This is a genomic window from Streptomyces sp. STR69, assembly GCF_024519455.1.
Classification (GTDB): domain Bacteria; phylum Actinomycetota; class Actinomycetes; order Streptomycetales; family Streptomycetaceae; genus Streptomyces.
In genome coordinates this window covers 17,515-37,459 of sequence record NZ_JALJRY010000039.1, presented here as the reverse complement: position 1 = coordinate 37,459, position 19,945 = coordinate 17,515, and the positions used below count along the sequence as shown (strand labels likewise).

The following is a 19,945-nucleotide window of genomic DNA, read 5'->3' as shown; positions in this document are numbered from 1 at the left end:
AGGACGTCATGGGCGAGCCCGTCATATCGCTGCGCGGAGTCCGCGCAGAGCTGGGCTCGCGCCCCGTCCTGCGCGGCATCGACCTCACCGTGCACCGCGGTGAGGTCGTCGCGCTGCTCGGCGCCAACGGCTCCGGCAAGTCGACCGCGATCCGCACGATCATCGGCCAAGTGCCGCTCAGCGAGGGCGAGATCGAGCTCTTCGGCACGGACCGGGCCCGCTTCCGGGACTGGCGGCGCGTGGGGTACGTACCGCAGCGCACCACGGCCGCGGGCGGAGTGCCCGCCACGGTCACCGAGATCGTCGCCTCCGGCCGCCTCTCCCGCACCCGCTTCGGCCTGCTGCGCAAGGCGGACCACGAGGCCGTACGGCACGCCCTGGAGCTGGTCGGCATGGCGGACCGCGCCAAGGACTCGGTCAACGCCCTGTCCGGCGGCCAGCACCAGCGGGTGCTGATCGCCCGCGCGCTCGCCGCCGAACCCGAACTGCTGATCATGGACGAGCCGATGGCGGGCGTCGACCTGGCCAGCCAGGAGGTCCTGGCGGCAACCTTGAGCCGTCAAGTCGCCGAGGGCACAACGGTGTTGCTCGTCCTGCACGAACTCGGCCCGCTGGAGCCCCTGATCGACCGCGCGGTCGTCCTGCGCGACGGCTGCGTCCAGCACGACGGCCCGCCCCTGCACGCCCTCGGCCAGCACGCGCTGCCCGGCCACGACCACGTACACCCGCACTCGGCGGCGGACGCCGAACCGATCCGCACGGGACTGCTGAGCTGATGGACTTCCTGAACTACGCCTTCATGCAGCGGGCCCTGCTCGCCGCCGTCCTGGTCGGCATCACCGCCCCCGCCGTCGGCATCTACCTCGTCATGCGCCGCCAGGCCCTCATGGGCGACGGCATCGGCCACGTCGCCATGACGGGCGTGGGCCTCGGCTTCCTCCTGAACACCTCCCCGGTCTGGATGGCGACCGCGGTCTCCGTCCTCGGCGCGATCCTCATGGAACTGATCCGCTGGTACGGCAAGACCCGCGGCGACATCGCCCTCGCGATGCTCTTCTACGGCGGTATGGCCGGCGGCGTGATGTTCATCAACCTCGCGCCCACGGGCTCCAACGCGAACCTCACGTCGTACCTCTTCGGATCGCTGTCGACGGTCTCGCAGTCCGACGTGACCGCGATCTGTCTGCTCGCGGCCTTCGTGGTGGTGGTCACGCTGGGGCTGCGCAGGCAGCTGTTCGCGGTGAGCCAGGACGAGGAGTTCGCGCGGGTCACCGGGCTGCCGGTACGCGCGCTGAACCTGCTGACGGCCGTCACGGCGGCCGTCACGGTGACGGTCGCGATGCGGGTCGTCGGGCTGCTGCTGGTGTCGGCGCTGATGGTGGTCCCGGTGGCCGCCGCCCAGCAGCTGAGCCGGAGCTTCGCCGCGACCTTCGTGATCGCGGTGGCGATCGGCGTGAGCGTGACCATCGGCGGCACGGTCACCTCGTACTACCAGAACGTCCCGCCCGGCGCGACGATCGTGCTCCTGACCATCGGCGCGTTCATCGCGCTCACCGCCCTCGCGACCCCGCTCGCCCGCCGCCGGGCCCGGGCGGCAGCCGCCGCGCGACCCGCCGGGGACCCGGTGGAGTGCGTGATTCCAGCCACCCGGGGGACCGCCGACGAGGTCGGCGTCTGACCAAGCACAGTCCGGGCTGGCACAATGGCCCGGCAAAGTGCAGACGTGAGGAGGCAACGGTGACGACGGCCGGCCCGCCCGTGAAGGGACGATCCACCCGCCAGCGTGCCGCCGTGTCGGCGGCGCTCAACGATGTCGACGAGTTCCGCAGCGCCCAGGAACTGCACGACATGCTCAAGCACAAGGGCGACTCGGTCGGCCTGACCACGGTCTACCGCACCCTCCAGTCCCTCGCCGACGCCGGCGAGGTGGACGTCCTGCGCACCGACGACGGCGAGTCCGTCTACCGCCGCTGCTCCAGCGGCGATCACCACCACCACCTCGTCTGCCGCGTCTGCGGCAAGGCGGTCGAGGTCGAGGGCCCGGCCGTGGAGAAGTGGGCGGAGGCGATCGCGGCGGAACACGGCTATGTGAACGTGGCCCACACGGTGGAGATCTTCGGCACGTGCGCGGAGTGCGCGGCGGCGGCGGCCGGTCGGGCCTAAGGCCTAGACCCGGCTCAGATGGGCGTCGAGGATCGCCCGCAGCCGGTCCGCGTCGGCGGGGTCCCGCAGGCCGCGCTTGGGCAGCACCGTGAAGTTGAGGGCGTTCTTCTCGGGACTGAACATGTAGAAGCCGTCCGCCGTCTCCCGGTAGCGGGGCTGCACGGACCACTGGAGCGTGGTGGAGGCGTCGTCGGTGACCACCGACACCCCGGTGTCCGTCACCGTCACCCGGAACTCGCCCCGGCGCTCCGCGAGGCGCTGGAACTGGCGGGCCACGAGCCGGGGTTGGAACACCAGCAGCAGCACGGCGACGACCATACCGACGAGCATCGGGACCGGCAGCGAGTCGCCCGAGGACAGCGCACTCGCGATCACCAAGGCACCGAAGACGAGCACGAAGCCGATCATCCAGTTCTGTCTTCGCGCGGACCGGCTGACCCGCCTACGCGCTCTCAGCGCCGCCCTGAAGTCCTCGACGACCGGCCGGAACTCCAGCTCGACCACTCGCCCCGTCACATCATCCCGCCCCATGTCCATGAGGCGGGATGCTAGCCGTAGTGCCTAACCCTCCTCGGGCCGCCCCCGCATCGCCGCTTCCATCGCGAGCAGCTTCTCGTTCGGTACCGCGCCGCCGAACCGCCGGTCCCGCTGGGCGAATTCGACGCAGGCGCGCCACAGGTCGCGGCGGTCGAAGTCCGGCCACAGCACGTCCTGGAAGACCAGCTCGGCGTAAGCGCTCTGCCAGAGAAGGAAGTTGGAGGTGCGCTGCTCGCCGCTGGGGCGCAGGAACAGGTCCACGTCCGGCATGTCGGGGTAGTAGAGGTACTTCGCGAGGGTCTTCTCGTTGACCTTCGACGGGTCGAGCTTGCCGGCCTTCACGTCCTCCGCCAACGCCCGTGCGGCGTCGCCGATTTCGGCCTGGCCGCCGTAGTTCATGCAGAAGTACAGCGTGAGCGCGTCGTTGTTCTTGGTCTGCTCCTGGGCGATCTGGAGCTCCTTGGCGACCGAGCGCCACAGCTTGGGCATCCGGCCCACCCACCGCACCCGGATGCCGAGTTCGTCGAGGGTGTCGCGGGTCTTGCGGATGAAGTCGCGGTTGAAGTTCATCAGGAAGCGCACCTCGTCGGGCGACCGCTTCCAGTTCTCGGTGGAGAAGGCGTACAGCGAGATCGCGCCGACGCCCATCTCGACGCCGCCCTGCAGCACGTCCAACACCCGCTCGGCACCGACCTTGTGGCCCTCCGTGCGCGGCAGCCCGCGCTGCTTCGCCCACCGCCCGTTCCCGTCCATGACGATCGCCACGTGCTTCGGGATCAGCTCACCCGGCAGCTTCGGCGCGGTGGCCCCCGACGGGTGCGGCTCCGGCGCCCTGTACTCACGCCGCTGGCGCCCCAGGATCCCGCGTACAACCATGACGTTCCCGTCTCCCTCTACGACCTCTATGACTTACGACGACCTACGACGACCTACGACTTTTCCACGTACCGCAGCGAGCGCAGCCCGCGTTCCAGATGCCAGTGCAGATAGGCGGAGACCAGCCCGCTCCCCTCCCGCACATGCCGCGCCTCGCACGCGTCCGCCGTCTCCCAGTCTCCCGTGAGCAGCGCACCGAGCAGTTCGAGGGCCTGCGGCGAGGGTACGACGCTCCCGGCCACCCGGCAGTCGGCGCAGACGACCCCGCCGGACGCCACGGAGAAGAACCGGTTGGGTCCCGCCATCCCGCACTTCGCACAGTCCCCGAAGCTCGGGGCGTACCCGTTGACCGCGAGCGACCGCAGCAGAAACGCGTCAAGAATCAGATGCGGCGCGTGCTCCCCGCCGGCCAGCGTCCGCAGCCCGCCCACCAGCAGCAGATACTGCTGTACGGCGGGTTCGCCCTCGTGGTCGGCGAACCGCTCCGCCGTCTCCAGCATCGCCGTACCGGCGGTGTACCGCGCATAGTCGCTCACGATCCCGCCACCGTACGGAGCGATCGTCTCACTCTGTGTACACAACGGCAGCCCGCGGCCGATCAGTTCGCTCCCCCGCGCGAAGAACTGGACGTCCACATGTGAGAAGGGCTCGAGCCTGGCCCCGAACTTCGACTTGGTCCGCCGCACCCCGCGCGCCACCGCGCGTACCCGCCCGTGACCCCGCGTGAGCAGCGTGATGATCCGGTCCGCCTCACCCAGCTTCTGGGTGCGCAGCACGATGCCGTCGTCGCGGAACAGACTCATGGCGCCCATTGTCCCCTACGGCTCCGCGCCCCCACGACGCCTGGCGGCATCGAGGCGTCAGGGCATCTCGCCCCGGCTGCGGGCGTTCGCGTACGCGGTCGCCGCGCTCAGCCGCTCGGCCGGGGTCGCGTCCCGCACGGCGGCCGGTTCGGCGTCCCACTCCCGTCCGCCGCCGTACGGCCGCAGCTGGACGTAGGGCCCCTCGTGTCCCATGACGATGCCCACTCTCCCGGTCCGGGTGTCCACGGCAACCGATCCGACAGTCGGCTTCATCGCACTCCTCGCACCCGAACAATTCCGGCGGCCAACGGCACCGACCACGATTCCCTCAAGGTGTCCTCCGCCTCCGAACAGTGTGCCCACACCTGGCTCCCCTCCCCTTCCGGGTTTCACGCTTCTCCTCTCCGGGGTGCCCCGCTCCGCCTACACTCGGCAGGAGTCTGTCGACCACCGGCGTGGCCACAAGTGCGGTGCGTACAAAGGGCGTTGGCCATGGCCAACTGTTCGAGCGGGAGGGCGTCGGCTAGCCGACGGACACAAGTCCCGCCTCATAGGCGAGGATCACCAGCTGGACCCGGTCCCTCGCGTCCAACTTGGTGAAGAGCCGGGTCACATAGGTCTTCACCGTGGCGACGCTGATGCACAGCTCGGCCGCGATCTCCGTGTTGGACAGCCCCGAGCCGACCAGGGTCAGCACCTCGCGTTCCCGCTCCGTGATGCCCCTCAACTCACGGCGGGCGGTGGCCGGTTCGGGGCGGGACGAGGCGAAGTGCCGGATCAGCCGCCGGGTCACGCTCGGGGCGATCAACGCGTCCCCGGCGGCCACCACCCGTACCGCGCCGATGATGTCGTCCAGGGCCATGTCCTTGACCAGGAACCCGGACGCGCCCGCGCGCAGCGCGCCGTAGACGTAATCGTCGTCGTCGAAGGTGGTGAGGACGAGGACCCGGGCCGCCGTCGAGCTCTCCGACGGGTCGGTGGTGATCCCGCGGGTGGCCTCGATGCCGTCCATCCCGGGCATGCGGATGTCCATCACCACGACGTCCGGGGCGAGTTCGGCCGTCAGCCGCACCGCCTCGGCGCCGGTGCCCGCCTCCCCGACGACCTCCATGTCGTCGAGGTCGGCCATCACCATCCGCAGTGCCGTGCGGATGAGCTGCTGGTCGTCGGCGAGGAGCACCCGGACGGGGCCGCTCATCGGGCCACCGTCGCCGGTGCCGGTAGGCGAACCGCGACCCGGAAGCCGCCCTCGGGACGCGGTGCCGCCGTGAACTCCCCGTGCAGCAGCGCCACTCGCTCCCGCATACCGGCCAGCCCGAAGCCGGTGCCGGTGCCGATTTCGTGACCTCGTCCGTCGTCCGTGACCTCCAGGGCGAGTTCGTCGTCGCGGTAGTCGAGGGTGACCCGGCAGGCGCGGGTGCCCGCGTGCCGTACGACGTTGGTGACGGACTCCTGGACGATGCGGAACGCCGACAGGTCGATGTCCGGCGGGAGTTGACGCGGTTCGCCGCGGCGGCGCACCTCGACCCGTACCCCGGCCGCCGTGGTCGTGGCGGCGAGCCGGTCGATGTCGCCGAGGCCGGCGGTCACGACAGGCGTCTCGCTGTCGGCCGCCCGCAGCGCGACCAGCATGCGGCGCAGCCCTGCCAGCGTCTCCCGGCCCTCGTGCTCCACCGCGCGCATCGCCTCCCGCGCGGCCTCCGGCTGGGTGGTGGTGACCCGGGCCGCCGCGCCCGCCTGGAGGGCGATGATGCCGATGCTGTGGGCCACGGTGTCGTGCATCTCCCGGGCGATCCGCAGGCGTTCGGCGGTGACGGCCTGGGTCGCGGCCTGGGTGGTGAGCCGTTCGGCGTACGCGCGGTTCTGCCGCACGGAGTTGCCGATCAGCCAGGCGACGACGGCTGAGAGGGCCAGCGCCGACCAACTCTGCCAGTCGCCCCGGCCGTTGTTGTCGTAGAGGGCGAGGAGGGGGCGGCCGACGCCGGTCCGGGTGAGTTGGTAGACGGGCAGGACGGTGATCGCGAGGGCGAGAGCGGTGAGGCTGCGGCGGCGGGCGGTGCTCGCGGCGATCCAGCCCACCGCGACGTCGATCACCATGTAGTGGATCAGGCCCAGGGTCAGCCCGTTCAGGCCCAGCGTCACGGCGTACGTGCCCACCAGCAGCAGCCCGATCCCCGCCAGTGGGCGCCGACGCAGCACCAGGCAGCCGAAGAGGGCGAGGACACTGCCCGACGCGATGAGCACCCAGCCGTCGGTGGTCGGCGGGAAGGGGTCGGTCGGCATGTGGGGCAGGTGGAAGAAGGGGCGGACCGCGAACAGCGTGCCGTAGGTCCAGGGCACGCCCGTCCAGGCGCCCGGCGGCACGCGCTTGAGCAGGGGCAGCGGCGGGGTGGCGGGCATGCACCGATCGTAGGAGCGCGGGGCGGGTGCGGTCATCGGCCCGGAGACGTACAACCAGGGTCGATATCAGGGCCGCAGGAATGTCAGCGCCCGGCCGATGCCGGGGACCGGCCGCCCGCGACACCGTGGTCCCGTGATCGAAGTCGACGAACTCACGAAGCGGTACGGCCCCACCATCGCCGTACGCGAACTGTCCTTCACGGTCCGGTCCGGGCACGTCACCGGCTTCCTGGGCCCGAACGGCGCCGGTAAGACGACAACTCTGCGGATGCTGCTGGGACTTGTCGCGCCGACCGGCGGGAGCGCCACGATCAGTGGCCACACCTTCCGCCGCCATGCGCGCGGCCTGCGTCACGTCGGTGCGCTGCTGGACGCGAACGATGTGCACGGCGGGCGGTCCGCGCGGGCGCATCTGCGCATACTGGCCCGGAGCAACCGCATCGCGGCGAGCCGGGTGGAGGAGGTGCTCGCCGAGGTGGGACTCACCGGGGCGGCGGCCCGACGCCGGGTCGGCGGCTACTCCCTCGGCATGAGGCAGCGGCTCGGCATCGCGACCGCCCTGCTCGGCGACCCGCCCGTCCTCCTCTTCGACGAGCCGCTCAACGGCCTTGACCCAGAAGGGGTGTTGTGGGTCAGGGACCTGTTCCGGAGGCTGGCGGCGGAGGGCCGTACCGTCTTCGTCTCCAGCCATCTGATGTCCGAGATGGAGAACACGGCCGACCAGCTCGTCGTCATCGGCAAGGGTGAACTGATCGCCGCCGAGAGCCTCACCGACTTCGCCGCACGCGGCACGGCGCCGACGGTGACCGTACGGACTCCGGACGCGGGCGCGCTGGCCGCCGTACTGGCGTCGAAGGGTGCCATGGTGGCGCCGTACGACGAGGAGACGCTGAAGGTCACCGGGGTCAGCGCCGGCCGCATCGGTGAACTGGCGCACGAACACGGCTTCCTGTTGCGGGAGTTGGCCACCGAGCACGCCTCTCTGGAGGCGGCCTTCATGGAACTGACGGCCGACAGCGTCGAATACCCGACCGGAGACTCGCGATGACGACCGCTCCCCTGCCCATGCCCGTCTCGCGCTTCACCGATCTCCTGGCCACCGAGTGGCTCAAACTCCGTTCCCTGCGCTCCACTTACTGGGCGCTCGGCGTCAGCACCCTCGTCCTGGTCGCCGTCAACGCGAACGCGGCGCGCGCCGACTACGTCAACTATCCGCACTACAACAACGTGACGCGCTCCCAGTTCGCCGACACCGCGCTGTTCGACGCCTTCACCAACGGCGCCGCGATGATCCTGGTCCTGACGGCGGCGAGCATCGGCGCGGTCACGGTCGTCGGCGAGTACTCGACGGGGCTTGTCCGCACGAGCTTCGCGGCCGTGCCGGACCGCCGGGCCCTGATGTCGGCGAAGGCGGCCGTGGTGACCGCGGTCATGACGGCGTACGGCGCGGTCGTCGCGTCCGTCTCCTTCGCCGCGAGCCAGGCGATCCTGTCCGGGCGCGGCGTGGGCCTGTCGATCAGCTACCCCGGCGCCTGGCGGGTCGTCGTCGCGTCGGCACTGCTCGCCCCGGTGTCCGCGCTGGTGGGCATGGCGATGGGCGCGCTGGTCCGGCACAGCGCCACGACGATGGTCCTCGCGACCGGCCTCCTGCTCCTCCTGCCCATCTTCGTCACCGAGCGCTACCACTGGACGGCCTGCGTCCGCAACGCCCTGCCCTTCAACGCCTGGGACCGACTCGTCCAGGTCAACTACGGCCGCATGCCCTACAGGTTGGCCGAGCGGTATCCGACGACCGCCGCGGGGGCGTGGACCGTGTTCGCGGTGTGGGCCGCGGTCGCGGCGGTGGTCATGGTCGTCGCAGTGGATCGGCGGGACGTGTGACCGTCCCGCCCCCGTCCGGCTCCGGATCCGGGGCGCTGTCGGGGGTCGGTTCCGTCGCCTCCCACAGCACGTCGAAGCGGTTGACGCGTTCCTCCACGTGCTCGCGGGTCATCTTCAGCGTCGTCTTGGCCGGCATGACGTGGATGTCGGGCTCGGTCTCGTAGGAGAGTTCGCCGTCGAAGATGATGAAGTCGTTCAGCGAGTTCATCTGGGCGGTGGGTTCCAGCAGGGTCCGGACCGCGATACGCGCGTCGATCCCGAACTTGCGGTGCCTCTCGCAGAGTTGACGGAGACTGCCGGTGACCTCCGACTGCTCGTCGACGAGGAACACGCGCCGGATCTGCACCCGGCGTGACTTGATGGCCGTCTCCTGGGCGGCCAGATAGCGCCGCGCGGGCTCGCTCGACCAGAAGTCGCGGTCCACGGACGTGCTGGTGGCGTAGAGCGTCCGTTTGACGCACCTGGTGAGATCGATCAGCCACTCGTGGTTCTCACCGGGGCAGTCCGCCGTACGGTTGCCGAGGTTCTCCATCAGCAGCGCGAGGCGGGCCAACTCCTCCTCGGCGAAGGCCTTCACGATGTCCGCGCCCTGCTCACCGACCTTCGTGTAGCCCAGCACCAGCCGGGTCACCTCGTCCGAGCGCAGCACGGAGCCGTCGACCTTGCTGTACAGCTCCGTCGCGGCGTTGATCTTCGCGAAGCTCTCGTCGACCGCAGCCCGCATCTCCACATGGTGGGCGGACAGGCTGTCCCGCATGTCGCGGATGCGGCGCTTCTGGCTCTCCTGGACGGCCTCCAGCCGTTCACCGAAGTCCACCAGCAGTTGCACGATCAGCGTCGCGCTGCCGAGGACGATGGACATCGTCCACTGCCACAGGGCGCCGTTGTTCTCGTTCAGGACGTTGGTCACGAAGAAGGCGGCGCCGCCCGCTAATATCGCGAACAGTGTCTTGAGGAACAGCTTTGATCTGCGCTGGTCCTGGCCCTGTTGCGGTACGGACCGCAGGCCGCCTGCCCCTGTTGTCGTCGCTCCGTTCATGTCGAGCCTCCCCCGTCGGAAATGCGGTACGTGCCGCCCCGTCAGCTTGTGCTCAGTGCCTGGTGCAGCAACGGAATGGCCTGTATGGCCAGTTGGTCCCGGATACGCTGGCGAAGGTTCTCCCACTGGCGGCTGAAGCCCGGTTCCCGCTCCAGTACGTCCCACAGGTGACCCAGCGTGCGGTCCACGTGCGCGCGCGGCATCCACAGATGCAGCAGATGATCGACGGCCGGGCGCAGTGCCAGAACCGCCGCGGGCCCGTCCGCCGCTCCGAGCCTGCTGTTCTCCAGCATGTGGACGACGGTCGTCAAAAGCCAGTCGTGCAGCGCGAGGTCTTCGCACAGCCCGGCGACCGCGGCGGCCGGTACGCCGTCCGGCACGCGCAGTTCGACGGTCCGCAGCCCGTCCTCGGCGAGCGTGAAGCGGTCCAGTGACGGGCCGCCGCTCCCGGGCGCCTGCCGCGCGGCCCAACGCAGGTGCGTACGGCGGGACTTGAAGGGTGCCTTGTGGTCGAGGAGCGGATGCCGCACGAGCTGAGCCAGCAGTCCCTCGGCGATCGTCCCCAGGTCCAGTTCGCCGCGTCCGGCACCCCGCAGCACACCGTCCGCGGTGGCCTGTACGGGCAGTTTCCCGAACGGCTCGACCACCCCGGGCCGCACCAGGTAGTGCCCCCAGGGGCGGCGTGCGTCGGGGCCCTCGGCGGGGGCGCCGAAGTAGGCGGTGGACTGCAGGACGCGGCCCTCGGTGAGCGCCGCCCGGGCGGTGACCGTGCCGACGGCCCGGACCTTGGCACCGTTCGCGGTGGGCAGCCGGCAGTCCACTCCGGTCAGGACCTCGGGCGAGAGGGCGTACAGGTTGGGCCGCTCGGAGACCCGGACGTGTTCGTCGGCGCGCAGCCGCAGCAGTTGGGCGGCGGCCCGGCCGTCGAGGGACTGGAAGGACGGCAGCAGACAGGTGCGCACCTCACCGCAGGCGAGGACCGGACGCGCCGGCCCGCCGAGTGCCGTCATGTCAAGTCCCTTCGGGTAAGGGGGAGTTGGTGGGCTCCTCGTAGAAGACGTAGGTCGCGCGCTGTGCCACCGCCGCCGGCACCGCGATCCCTTCGCTCCTGGACCGCTCGGCGACCTGGTCGAGTGCGCCGGAGTCGACGTCCACCTGATCGAGGATGAGCCGTACGGCGTCCTCCACGGCGAGGAACCGGTTCGGCATCAGCGTGCAGGTGCGGTAGGCGCTGAACGCGACCCGGGAGTCGCTGAGTTTGAGCAGCGGCGGCAGTCGGTCCCAGTCGCGCGGGAAGTCCCCGCCGGTCCAGGGCCGCGGGGTCAGCACGGGCTCGCCCAGGTGCCGTAGCAGACCCAGCCGGGCCAACTGCCATACGGCGGCCAGGAACGGGCAGGACCACAGGCGGCCCTTGTCCGTCTCGGACCACAGCTCGACGTCCATGAAGACCGAGTGGTTGCGGGCCGCGGTCTCCTGCGGCGGCTGCCAGGCGGTGATCTCGGCGAGGGCGCTGCGGGTGGGGGCGGTGCGTCGGCCGTTGGCGAGCCAGCCGGTCTGGCCGACGGGTGGCCGGGAGCCGTGGCTGCCCGGCGGCGGCGACTCCACCAGGCGGTGCATCACGGACTCGGCCGGCTCGATCCGGTCGGCGACCGCACACCCCGACTCGCGGGCGAGATAGTCGATGACCAGCCCGGCCCTCGCGGCCTCTTCGAGGACCAGCGGAATGAGTTCGGCGGGGGTGGAGAAGCGGGTGAAGTAGTCGTCGATCAGGAAACAGGTGCTGACGCGGGGGCGTTTGCCGCCGATCCGGCGGGCCGCGGAGGCGTGGGCTGCGTCCACCCAGATCCGTACCTCGGCGAAGTGCTCGCGCAGCCGCTGGGGGCCCGCCTCGAAGTCCTCCATGTAGAGATGGCCCAGCTCCAGTGAGAGATGGGCCAGGGGCACGGACTGGGTACGCGGGTCCGCGGTGGTCTCCCGGAACACGGCCTCGGTCACGCCTGCTCCCAGTACTTGTCGTCGGTCAGCCGCCCGGCGAGATCGCTCAGCGCCTGCCAGGTCTCCATGGTGGCGATCTGGCTGTCCAGCACGTCCTCGTCGGTGATCAGCTGCTCGCGCCACTGCAGGACCGGTTCCAGCGGAATGGAGCCGAGGACCTGGCTGTAGCCGATGCCGTGGTGCGAGGCCAGCTGCTTCAGTTCGAGGTCGCACTGCTCCATCCACGCCGACTGGGTGGGTGTGGCCTGCGACCACAGCGCCGACTCGGGATCGGGTACGGCGGCCCGGACGAAGCGGATGGCACCGCGCAGCGTGTCCTCGTCGTGCCCGCGGGCGACCCCGCCGGCGACGATGCCGCGCTTGCCGAAGACCAGGCTCGCCGCGGCCTCCACATGCTGGCGGGTCCAGCGGTGGAAAACCAGCCAGCGGGCCTCGACACCGCTCAACTCCCGCTGTGCGGTGGCCGCCAGCGCCATGTCGACGGCGTAGCTGCGGCCGGCGCTGAGGTCGACGACGATCAGGTCGAACTCGCCGTTGAGGCGCAGCAGCAGGTCCACGCAGCGGCGCAGGTTGTCCCCGCTGGTGGCGAACTCGCCGCCGCTGAGGTCACCGGGCATCAGGATCAGCCGGCCCGCTCCGGGCGGCTGGTTGCGCAGCACCCGGTGTTCGGTGTCCGCCCAGACGTCGATCCTGACCGGTTCGCTGATCTCGCCTATCAGATACGAGTGCAGCCCGCGGTCCTCGGCCGCCTGGCGGGCGTCGGGCACATCGAAGACCGCCGAGGCGGTGGGCGAGCCGAAGTCGAAGTCCAGGTAGCAGACGTCGTCGCCGGTCAGCGCCCGCTGATAGGCGAGGTTGGCGCTGGTCACGGAGCGGCCCGTGCCTCCCTTGTCGGAGGCCGCGAAGATCAGCACGGTTCACACTCCCTGGACCGCGGCGGCGCGGGCCCGGGCGAGTGCGTCGAGCTGGCCCAGCACATCGAGCGTCAACGCGTAGGCGGTACCCGGCTGTTCGTCGATCAGGTCGCGGGCGCGGCGCAGCTTGACCTCGATTCCCCTGAGTTGCATACCGCGTTTTCCGTCGGAGTTCGGTGCGGGCGCCATCTGCTCGTTGCCGAGGAGGTGGGTGGACTCGGAGAGCAACGCCCTTGCCAGTTCGCTCAGTTCGAGGCTGCGGATCGGGGGCTGCGCGTACATGTTGTGGACCTGGACCATCACCTCGGTGACCCGCTCGGTGATGCTCCAGGACACCGGCCCCTCGGTGAGGGAGGTGCCCGGGTAGGCGGCGTGCACGTTGTCCCACAGTCCGGAGCCCTCGCCCTCGCCCATACGGCGCCGCCACACATGGCCGAAGATGTCCTCGGCCAGCCTCAGCAGCCGGTCGTGCGCGGAGAGGTTGCGGGAGAGCGTGCACAACTGGACGGTCCGCTTGAGGAGTTGGGCCGAGAAGTCGCTCATCGTCCAGTTCATGGGCGGGCCGATGGTGCCGCCGCCCTGCAGCGGCAGGGTGACTCCCGGGCTGTGCAGGTGGATCATGGGGTCGTCGCGCGTCATCCGGCTGGTGATACGGCCGCGTTCGGCGAGGCGCTCCATCACGGTGACCGTGCGGGTCAGGTCGTCGTCGGTGGCCCGGCGGCGCATCAGGTCGTGCACGAGGATGGCCGCGACGGAGAGGGAGAAGTACTCGGACTCCAGCCGCTGTCCCGTCGTACGCCAGGGGATGTCCTCCAGCGGCCAGCGCTCGCCGTCGAAGCGGGCGATGCGCGACCAGTACTGCTGGGTGATCTCCCAGCGCAGCCGCAGCGCCTCGGCAAGCTTCTGCTGTTCGGCGTTGAGGAGGCCGAGCGTCAGGGTGCGGTCGGAGAACAGGTCCTGGATGCCGTCGAGGGCGACCACGGTGAAGTACAGGTACGGCACCGGGTTGGCGACGCCGACGGGCTGCGTCCCGATGTCCTCGTCGGTCTCCACCTCGGGCGCGTCCCGCACCAGGCTCCAGGCCCAGCCGCACTCGAAGAGCTGGCTCTCGTCCTTGAGTGCCTCCTGCACGTCGACGCCGAGGATGAAGCTCTCGATGATGGCGGCGCGCAGCGGCCTGAACCGCTTCTGGAACATCTCCAGCACCTGACGCTGCGACAGCCGCCCCTGGCCGAGGAGTTCGCACAGCGTCTGGCCCTGGGAGGACTCGGTGTCGTAGATGTTGACCGTGAACGAGCGCAGCAGGCTCACCATGGCGGCGGTGAGCCGGTTGCTGGTCGCGGCCTTCAGTTCCTTGATCGTCTCCTGCAGGTCGCCGCGGCGGGTCTTGGACTCGTAGACCTTGAGGAAGCCGAGCAGCGCCAGACAGAGCGTGATGGACATGGAGAACGAGTCCGTGACGCCGAGTTGGCGCTGCTCCTCGGTGAGGTCCTTCTCCGTGTCCCGGGACTGGAAGTAGTAACCGCCCGCGAACGTGGGCCGCTTGTCGTCCGTGTGGGTGTGCATGAACTCGGCGGCGGCCGTCACGAGGTTGGCCGGGATGTCCAGCCGTCCGCCCGCCTTCTTCAGCGACTGCTGGACATCGCTCTGTGTGGTGTCGGGGTCGTCCAGCCGGAACGACGGCAGCTCGGTCGCCGGGTACAGCAGACAGAGCAGGCGCTCGGCGTCGGCGACGCTGCTCTCCCCGCCCCATTTGCCCCACGCCCACGCGCCGTCCTCGAAGGAGTGGCGGGCGACCGCCTGCCAGATGTCCAGCAGATGCTGGCGCGGCTTGATCTGCATTCCATGCCCCTCACACAGACCGCACTGCCATCAGTCGAGGAATATCCCTCTTCTGTTGTGAAGACTCACCGATCAGTCCGGTCGGCCGACCGGAACTTGTGCGTCCGAATTCCCGCGCCAGCCATAGGAGAGGATCATTCCGGAATATCCGTCACGCACCCGGTCCTTGGCTTCGAGCCGGTGCACCTCAAAGCGATCAGCGAATGGTTCGAGACTCGCACGCACCTGCGATTCTCCCACGTCGCACGCCGGAAAGAACTTCTTTCCCGTGTAATAACCCTTTGAATGTTCCATGAAAGCTGCGGCGAAGGGTGCTCCTGGGGCCAGTGCGCGCATGAAGCAGGCGACACCCAGGGTGAACTCCTCGTAGGAGGTGGTCATCGACTCGGCGACGAAGAACATCGTCCCCGCGGACCGCGGGGGGCCGAACCGCCCAAGATCGAAGATGTTGCCCTGCTCGACCTTGACGACCTTGCGGAATTGCTGACGTGGGTCGATGGAGAAGTCGCCGTACGCCTCGTGCTCGCCCAGGACGTCCCAGAACTGGTCCCAGTTCGGGCGGTAGTTGTCGAGCTGGCCCCGGAGGTACTTCACGTTCGCGGGTGAGCGCTCGACAAGCGTGACCTCGTCGCACCACGGCATCAGGGCGAGCGCGGGGTAGAGGTTGGCACCCGCACCCACGTCGATACCCGAAACCGGGCCGACGTCCGGCTTCCGGAAATGACCGCCGAAATGATCCCGGATGATGTGCAGGATCTCCGCGTCCTCCGGCTGTAAGTAGCGATAGTTGTGCTCGACGTAGGCCGTCGAGTCGAATGCCTCCCAGGAGACGTCCGCATTCATCACCTGGGCGTCCCCCGAAGATCTCGCGCTCATTTACTCACGGTACCAACATCCAAGGCACGCCGGATCCTTCTCGTCAATGTTGCGGCGATATCCCGCCACCACAGATCGGCCACCGGGGCGCACAGGGGGCGCATCGTCGCGAAAGCATTCATGCGACCTGAATCGGCCTTGAACTGCCGGATTGCCCCGCCCAAGATGTTCGGAAACCAATCGAACATACCGGAAATACAGAGAGATCACACACCGTCCGCACCACCCGTACGAGTGCCGCGGCACCCACGCGGCCCGCTCCCCCAGGAGGCAGCATGGCGGCTTTTCCGGAGGAACGTTCCTCTTCCCTGGGCCGCCGCGCTGACCGGGCGTTCCTGGCCGACCGCGGCGACCGGCACCTGACCCTGAGAGGCATCACCGAGGCCGATCTCCCCGAGCTCCTCCGCGTCGACAGGGAGGCCTTCCCCGGGGAGCCGTACCCCGTCTTCGTGGTCCGTCAGCTCTACGACATCCACGGCGACCGCATCCTCGTCCTCGACGACGGCGAGGAGCTGCTCGGCTACATCCTGTTCGTGAACACCTCGGACGGCTATGTGAGTTGGATCATGAGCCTGGCCGTCACACCCCACCAGCAGGGCCACGGGCTGGGCCGGCGCCTGATGGTCGAGGCCCTGCGCCGACTGCGCGCGGAACGTGTCCACCAGGTGCGTCTGACGGTGGAGCCGACCAACGCGGCGGCGATCATGCTGTACCGCTCACTCGGGTTCTCCTCCGAGGAGGGCGTACAGCGGGACTACTTCGGGCCGGACGAGCACCGCCTCCTCATGACACTCGCCCTGTGACCGCGGTACGACAACCAACTGGTGGCAGTGACGGCCGAGTTGGTGCCGGCGGCTGTCGGCTAACGCGGAAAGTACTGCCTCGGTGTCACCCCGACGACCCGGTGGAACGCTGCCGTGAAGGAGCTCGCCGACGCGTACCCCACCCGCCGCGCCACGGACTCCACCGGCAGCCCCTCGACCAGATACGGCAACGCGGCCTGCATCCGCAGCCGTTCCCGCCACTGCCCGAAGCCGAGGCCCGTCTCCGCGACGAAGAGCCGCGCCAATGTCCGTGCGCTGGCGCCGACTTGAGCGCCGTACTCCGCCAGGGCCCGCCCGTCCGCCAGGTGGGCCCGCAGCGCCTCGGCCACCGCCCGCGCCCGTGGATCGCGCGGCTCGGGCACGGCCACACTGGTCACCGGCACCGGACGAAGCTCGTCGAGCAGCACCAGCTCGGCACGTGAACGGGCCTCGGGCGTCAGGTCCGTGCGGTCCAAGTGGCCTACGAGCGCCCGCAGCAGCGGGGTGACGGCGACGACCGTGGGGTCCCGCCAGCCGATGTGCGGGCAGCTCACCGGGGCGACGAACACGCCGCGGATGACGGCGTCACCCTCGGAGGCTGTGGCGTGCGGGACGTGCGCGGGGATCCACAGGGCCAGCGACGGCGGCAGCAGCCATGTCCCGTGCTCGCTGCGGATGCGCAGCAATCCCCGCTCGGAACAGAGGAGTTGATGGTCGGGATGCCAGTGCTCGGCGAAGGCGGTGCCGCGCGGCATGACGAACTGGCCGACGAGAATGGCCGTGCCGAACCGGCGCCCCCGCTCCTGTCCGTTCCGCGACATGACACGGCAGCCTAGCCCGTGGCGGACAACCACTCGCCCCGCCTAGCGTCGACGTATGCCGATGAACCGAGCCCATCGCAAAATTTGCAGCTCACAGGAGTGGGCGCAGACGACGAAGGACCGCATCCTGCCCTGGGCCCTCGAACACGTCGAACTCGGCGCGGACGTACTGGAGATCGGGCCCGGCTACGGCGCGAACCTCCGCGTTCTCGTCGAGCGGGTCGACCACCTCACCGCAGCCGAGATCGACGCCGACTCCGCCCGCCTGCTCCAGTCCAAGTGGGGCGACCGGGCCACCGTGCTCCACGCGGACGGCGCCGAACTGCCGTTGCCCGACGGGTCGTTCGACTCCGTCGTCTGCTTCACGATGCTGCACCACGTGCCCACCGCCGCCCACCAGGACCGGATCTTCGCCGAGGCGTTCCGCGTACTGCGCCCCGGCGGCACCTTCGCGGGCAGCGACAGTCAACCGAGCTTCCGTTTCCGGGTGTTGCACTTCCGGGACACCATGAACACCCTCGACCCGGCGACGCTCCCGGCCCGGCTGGAGCGGGCCGGATTCACGGACGTGGCGGTCGACCTGCACCCGGAGAGCGGCGGCCTACGCTTCCGGGCCCGCCGCACCTGACGGCGCCCCGAACCGCAGTACGTACCGCCGCTGCCACGGTGTCTCCACCGCGTGCCGGTCGTAGTGGGCGCGGACGTAGGAGACCGCCTCTCCGGGCGGTACCCCGTCGAGGACCGCGAGGCAGGCGAGTGCCGTGCCGGTGCGGCCCCGGCCGCCGCCGCAGGCGAGCTCGACGCGCTCGGTGAGCGAGCGGTGCCAGGCCTCGGTGAGGACCGCGTGCGCCTCGGCGCGGTCGACGGGCAGCCGGAAGTCCGGCCAGCGCAACCACCGTGTCTCCCAAGGGACTTGGGGCGGCTTCCGGCCGAGCAGATAGATGCCGTACGACGGGTTCGGCGCCCCCGGTGCGAGGGGTCGCCGTAGGCCGCGGCCCCTGACCAGGCGGCCGGACGGAAGCCGTAGGACACCCGTGTGCCGCTCGTCCCATGCCTCTGTCATCTCGTCACCTCTCACGCGTCCGGTGCTTCGCGTACCGCCTTCTCCAGCAGTGCGCCGGCCGCCCATCGCATCACGTCCCGCGCCTCCTCGGGGTCGAGTCCGCAGGCGTCGCGGGTCGCGATCAGCGCCTCCACGCCGTACACGAGGGTGACGGCCATGGTCAGGCGGCGGTGGAGTTCGGGCGGGAGGGTGTCGGCGAGGGGTTCGAGGGCGGTGCGGGTGTGGCCGAGGCGGGTCTGGTTGCGGGTGGGAATCTCCGGCTCGCCGCCCTCGTGCCCGTGCTTGTGCTGGGTGAACCAGCGTTCGAGGCTGGCGCGCACCAGTGCCCGCCACACGGCCTCGTCGCCGAGCTGGAGCTCGGCGACACGCGAGACCAGCGTGTCGAGGCGCTCGGCCGGGTCGGCGGGCAGATCGGCGGTGACATCGGGGGTACGGATGAGGAGTTGCGTCTCCTGGAGCAGCTCCGCCGGGCTGGAGAAGTAACGATACGCCGTGGCCAGGGACACCTCGGCCGCCTCCGCCGCCTCCGCGATCGTGACCGTTCGGCCCGCGCGGATCAGGGCGACCGCAGCCTCGATCAGCGCGCGGCGCGTGCGCAACTTCTGTCTGCTGCGGCCTTCCGGCATGCGAATACCTTCTTGTCGTGAGAAAATCTTCTCATTACAGTATATCCGTCTCACCAAACGGGGGTCGCGGCCCGACCGGCACGCGGCACGACGAGAGGAGGAGCTCAATGGGCTCCATCACACCGGCGGAAATGGAAGTACTGATCGGCACGCACATGCTCGCCGAGGAGCACGGGGACCCGGCGGCGGCCGTGTCCGTCTACACCGAGGACATCGAGCACGACGCCGTCGGCTGGCCGGGCGGCCCGGCGGTCGGCATTCCGGCCGCGCAGGAGCGGTACGAGCAGTTGGTGCAGGACATCCGCACCGAGAAGTCCGAGCGCACGCACACCTACTACTCGGAGAACGCGGCGACCGTCGAGGACCTCATCACCTGCACGGTCCAGGGCTCACTGCTGGGCGTCCCCGGCAACAACCGCCGGATCACCTTCCGGATGCTGCACGTCTTCGAGTTCACGGACGGCAAGATCTCCCGTGAGAACGTGTGGCTGGACGGCGCGTCGATCGTGGCCCAACTGACCGCCCCCTGAGCACAGTTCAGCGACCGCCTGATCGTCGGCCCACTCCCCGCGACTCCTGCGCCGCGCGCGCCTCGATGCCGCGGAAGTGGCCCGCCATCGCGCGCTGCGCGCCCGCGACATCGTGGGCGCGCAGCGCCGTGACGATGTCGCGGTGGCGGCGGACCGTGACGCCGGGGGTCGGGTCGTCGGGCCGGCCACGGGCTCCGGCGACCCGGTGGAACACCGTCCAGAAGGCACCGAGGAGTTGCGGGACGAGTTCGTTGCCGAGCGAGGCGTAGAGCAACTCGTGGAACTCGCGGTCGAGTTCGGGGAAGGGCCGGCCGGCGCGGCCCGCCTCCTCCATCCGGTTCACCACCGCTTCCAGGCGGTCCAGCTCCGGTTCGGTGAGGATGGCGGAGACCCGATGAATCAGGCCTTCCTCCAGCACCTCGCGCACCTGGAGGATCTCGGCCAGCGCGTCCGCGTCGTCCTCGTGGCGGGCGAGGGTGCGGAAGGTGAGGCCGTCGGCGAGCGGGGTCAGCGAGGCCCGGCCGACGTAGGTGCCGTAGCCGTGTCGGATCTCCACGATGTCGAGGGCCTGGAGCGCCTTGAGGGCCTCGCGGACGGAGTTTCTGCTGATCCCGAGGTCTTCCATCAACTCGGCCTCGGTGGGCAGGGGTGCACCGGGCTGGAGCTTGCGGTCGAGGATCAGCTGGACGACCTCGCGCTGTATCCGACTGTTCCTCGGCTCCCCGGACATGCGCCGCATCGTAGCCCCACCGGATGTCCCACGTCCCATGTCCGGC

General features: G+C 70.0%; 24 protein-coding genes. 8 read left to right on the top strand and 16 right to left on the bottom strand.

The features are described from left to right. Positions 1–8: 8 nt before the first annotated feature. Genes OC490_RS43835 through OC490_RS43825 form a run of 3 tightly spaced genes read left to right on the top strand, consistent with a single transcriptional unit; the run spans position 9 to position 2,163 of the window. Complete coding sequence (locus OC490_RS43835; RefSeq protein WP_262063649.1) at positions 9–776, top strand: metal ABC transporter ATP-binding protein; 768 nt, start codon at positions 9–11, stop codon at positions 774–776. Next, the gene (locus OC490_RS43830; RefSeq protein ID WP_262063648.1) at positions 776–1,678 is read left to right on the top strand and encodes a metal ABC transporter permease; all 903 of its coding nucleotides are present in this window, start codon (positions 776–778) and stop codon (positions 1,676–1,678) included. The genes OC490_RS43835 and OC490_RS43830 overlap by 1 nt, the downstream gene beginning before the upstream one ends. A 59-nt stretch (positions 1,679–1,737) precedes the next feature. Beyond that, the gene (locus tag OC490_RS43825; protein WP_262063647.1) at positions 1,738–2,163 is read left to right on the top strand and encodes a Fur family transcriptional regulator; all 426 of its coding nucleotides are present in this window, start codon (positions 1,738–1,740) and stop codon (positions 2,161–2,163) included. A 3-nt stretch (positions 2,164–2,166) separates the two neighbouring features. Here the strand turns inward: OC490_RS43825 and OC490_RS43820 are convergent, their stop codons facing one another. The 6 genes from OC490_RS43820 to OC490_RS43795 all read right to left on the bottom strand — a co-directional run bounded on the left by OC490_RS43820 (position 2,167) and on the right by OC490_RS43795 (position 6,779). After that, complete coding sequence (locus OC490_RS43820; protein WP_262063646.1) at positions 2,167–2,700, bottom strand: YcxB family protein; 534 nt, start codon at positions 2,698–2,700, stop codon at positions 2,167–2,169. 24 nt (positions 2,701–2,724) lie between these two features. Beyond that, positions 2,725–3,576 (bottom strand): isoprenyl transferase, encoded by an 852-nt coding sequence (locus OC490_RS43815; protein ID WP_200710769.1) that lies wholly within the window; start codon positions 3,574–3,576, stop codon positions 2,725–2,727. Between the two features lie 53 nt (positions 3,577–3,629). Beyond that, the gene (gene recO / locus OC490_RS43810) at positions 3,630–4,379 is read right to left on the bottom strand and encodes a DNA repair protein RecO (RefSeq protein ID WP_262063645.1); all 750 of its coding nucleotides are present in this window, start codon (positions 4,377–4,379) and stop codon (positions 3,630–3,632) included. Between the two features lie 57 nt (positions 4,380–4,436). Then, positions 4,437–4,652 carry a hypothetical protein gene (locus tag OC490_RS43805; protein ID WP_262063644.1) on the bottom strand — a complete coding sequence of 72 codons (216 nt, stop codon included), beginning with the start codon at positions 4,650–4,652 and terminating at the stop codon, positions 4,437–4,439. Between the two features lie 250 nt (positions 4,653–4,902). Beyond that, positions 4,903–5,577 carry a response regulator gene (locus tag OC490_RS43800; protein ID WP_262063643.1) on the bottom strand — a complete coding sequence of 225 codons (675 nt, stop codon included), beginning with the start codon at positions 5,575–5,577 and terminating at the stop codon, positions 4,903–4,905. Then, positions 5,574–6,779, bottom strand: a complete 1,206-nt coding sequence (locus OC490_RS43795; protein ID WP_262063642.1) for a sensor histidine kinase — start codon at positions 6,777–6,779, stop codon at positions 5,574–5,576. The genes OC490_RS43800 and OC490_RS43795 overlap by 4 nt, the downstream gene beginning before the upstream one ends. 133 nt (positions 6,780–6,912) lie before the next feature. On the opposite strand from OC490_RS43795, the gene OC490_RS43790 reads away from it, so the two are divergent. Together OC490_RS43790 and OC490_RS43785 are read left to right on the top strand one after the other, a co-directional pair. Then, entirely contained in the window at positions 6,913–7,827 is a 915-nt protein-coding gene (locus OC490_RS43790; RefSeq protein ID WP_262063641.1) for an ABC transporter ATP-binding protein, read from the top strand. Next, a complete protein-coding gene (locus OC490_RS43785) occupies positions 7,824–8,660 on the top strand; it encodes an ABC transporter permease (protein ID WP_262063640.1) in 837 nt (278 codons plus the stop codon). The genes OC490_RS43790 and OC490_RS43785 overlap by 4 nt, the downstream gene beginning before the upstream one ends. Here the strand turns inward: OC490_RS43785 and OC490_RS43780 are convergent. The 6 genes from OC490_RS43780 to OC490_RS43755 form a co-directional block, all read right to left on the bottom strand. Beyond that, positions 8,626–9,699, bottom strand: coding sequence for a hypothetical protein (locus tag OC490_RS43780; RefSeq protein ID WP_262063639.1), 1,074 nt, complete (start codon positions 9,697–9,699; stop codon positions 8,626–8,628). The genes OC490_RS43785 and OC490_RS43780 overlap by 35 nt on opposite strands. A 41-nt stretch (positions 9,700–9,740) precedes the next feature. Next, the gene (locus OC490_RS43775; RefSeq protein ID WP_262063638.1) at positions 9,741–10,709 is read right to left on the bottom strand and encodes an SCO2521 family protein; all 969 of its coding nucleotides are present in this window, start codon (positions 10,707–10,709) and stop codon (positions 9,741–9,743) included. A 1-nt stretch (position 10,710) separates the two neighbouring features. Continuing rightward, positions 10,711–11,694, bottom strand: a complete 984-nt coding sequence (locus OC490_RS43770) for an SCO2522 family protein (RefSeq protein ID WP_262063637.1) — start codon at positions 11,692–11,694, stop codon at positions 10,711–10,713. Then, positions 11,691–12,608, bottom strand: a complete 918-nt coding sequence (locus tag OC490_RS43765; RefSeq protein ID WP_262063636.1) for an SCO2523 family variant P-loop protein — start codon at positions 12,606–12,608, stop codon at positions 11,691–11,693. Before OC490_RS43765 ends, OC490_RS43770 begins: the two co-directional genes overlap by 4 nt. Positions 12,609–12,611: 3 nt before the next feature. Beyond that, positions 12,612–14,450, bottom strand: a complete 1,839-nt coding sequence (locus OC490_RS43760) for an SCO2524 family protein (protein WP_262063635.1) — start codon at positions 14,448–14,450, stop codon at positions 12,612–12,614. A gap of 72 nt (positions 14,451–14,522) precedes the next feature. After that, positions 14,523–15,326, bottom strand: a complete 804-nt coding sequence (locus OC490_RS43755) for an SCO2525 family SAM-dependent methyltransferase (RefSeq protein ID WP_262063634.1) — start codon at positions 15,324–15,326, stop codon at positions 14,523–14,525. A 275-nt stretch (positions 15,327–15,601) separates the two neighbouring features. On the opposite strand from OC490_RS43755, the gene OC490_RS43750 reads away from it, so the two are divergent. Then, positions 15,602–16,129, top strand: a complete 528-nt coding sequence (locus OC490_RS43750; protein ID WP_262063633.1) for a GNAT family N-acetyltransferase — start codon at positions 15,602–15,604, stop codon at positions 16,127–16,129. Between the two features lie 59 nt (positions 16,130–16,188). Here the strand turns inward: OC490_RS43750 and OC490_RS43745 are convergent, their stop codons facing one another. After that, positions 16,189–16,950 (bottom strand): AraC family transcriptional regulator, encoded by a 762-nt coding sequence (locus tag OC490_RS43745; RefSeq protein ID WP_262063632.1) that lies wholly within the window; start codon positions 16,948–16,950, stop codon positions 16,189–16,191. A 55-nt stretch (positions 16,951–17,005) separates the two neighbouring features. Here OC490_RS43745 and OC490_RS43740 point away from each other — a divergent pair, with 55 nt between their 5' ends. Next, a complete protein-coding gene (locus OC490_RS43740; RefSeq protein WP_262063631.1) occupies positions 17,006–17,578 on the top strand; it encodes a class I SAM-dependent methyltransferase in 573 nt (190 codons plus the stop codon). On the opposite strand, the gene OC490_RS43735 is transcribed toward OC490_RS43740, so the two are convergent. Together OC490_RS43735 and OC490_RS43730 are read right to left on the bottom strand one after the other, a co-directional pair. Then, complete coding sequence (locus tag OC490_RS43735) at positions 17,552–18,013, bottom strand: protein phosphatase (protein WP_262063630.1); 462 nt, start codon at positions 18,011–18,013, stop codon at positions 17,552–17,554. The genes OC490_RS43740 and OC490_RS43735 overlap by 27 nt on opposite strands. Before the next feature lie 11 nt (positions 18,014–18,024). After that, on the bottom strand, positions 18,025–18,639 hold the full coding sequence (locus OC490_RS43730; protein WP_262063629.1) for a TetR/AcrR family transcriptional regulator: 615 nt from the start codon (positions 18,637–18,639) through the stop codon (positions 18,025–18,027). Between the two features lie 107 nt (positions 18,640–18,746). Between OC490_RS43730 and OC490_RS43725 the strand changes: the two genes are divergently transcribed. After that, on the top strand, positions 18,747–19,169 hold the full coding sequence (locus OC490_RS43725) for an ester cyclase (RefSeq protein ID WP_262063628.1): 423 nt from the start codon (positions 18,747–18,749) through the stop codon (positions 19,167–19,169). A gap of 7 nt (positions 19,170–19,176) precedes the next feature. Here OC490_RS43725 and OC490_RS43720 read toward each other — a convergent pair whose 3' ends face one another. Further along, positions 19,177–19,908 (bottom strand): FadR/GntR family transcriptional regulator, encoded by a 732-nt coding sequence (locus tag OC490_RS43720; protein ID WP_262063627.1) that lies wholly within the window; start codon positions 19,906–19,908, stop codon positions 19,177–19,179. Positions 19,909–19,945 lie beyond the last annotated feature (37 nt).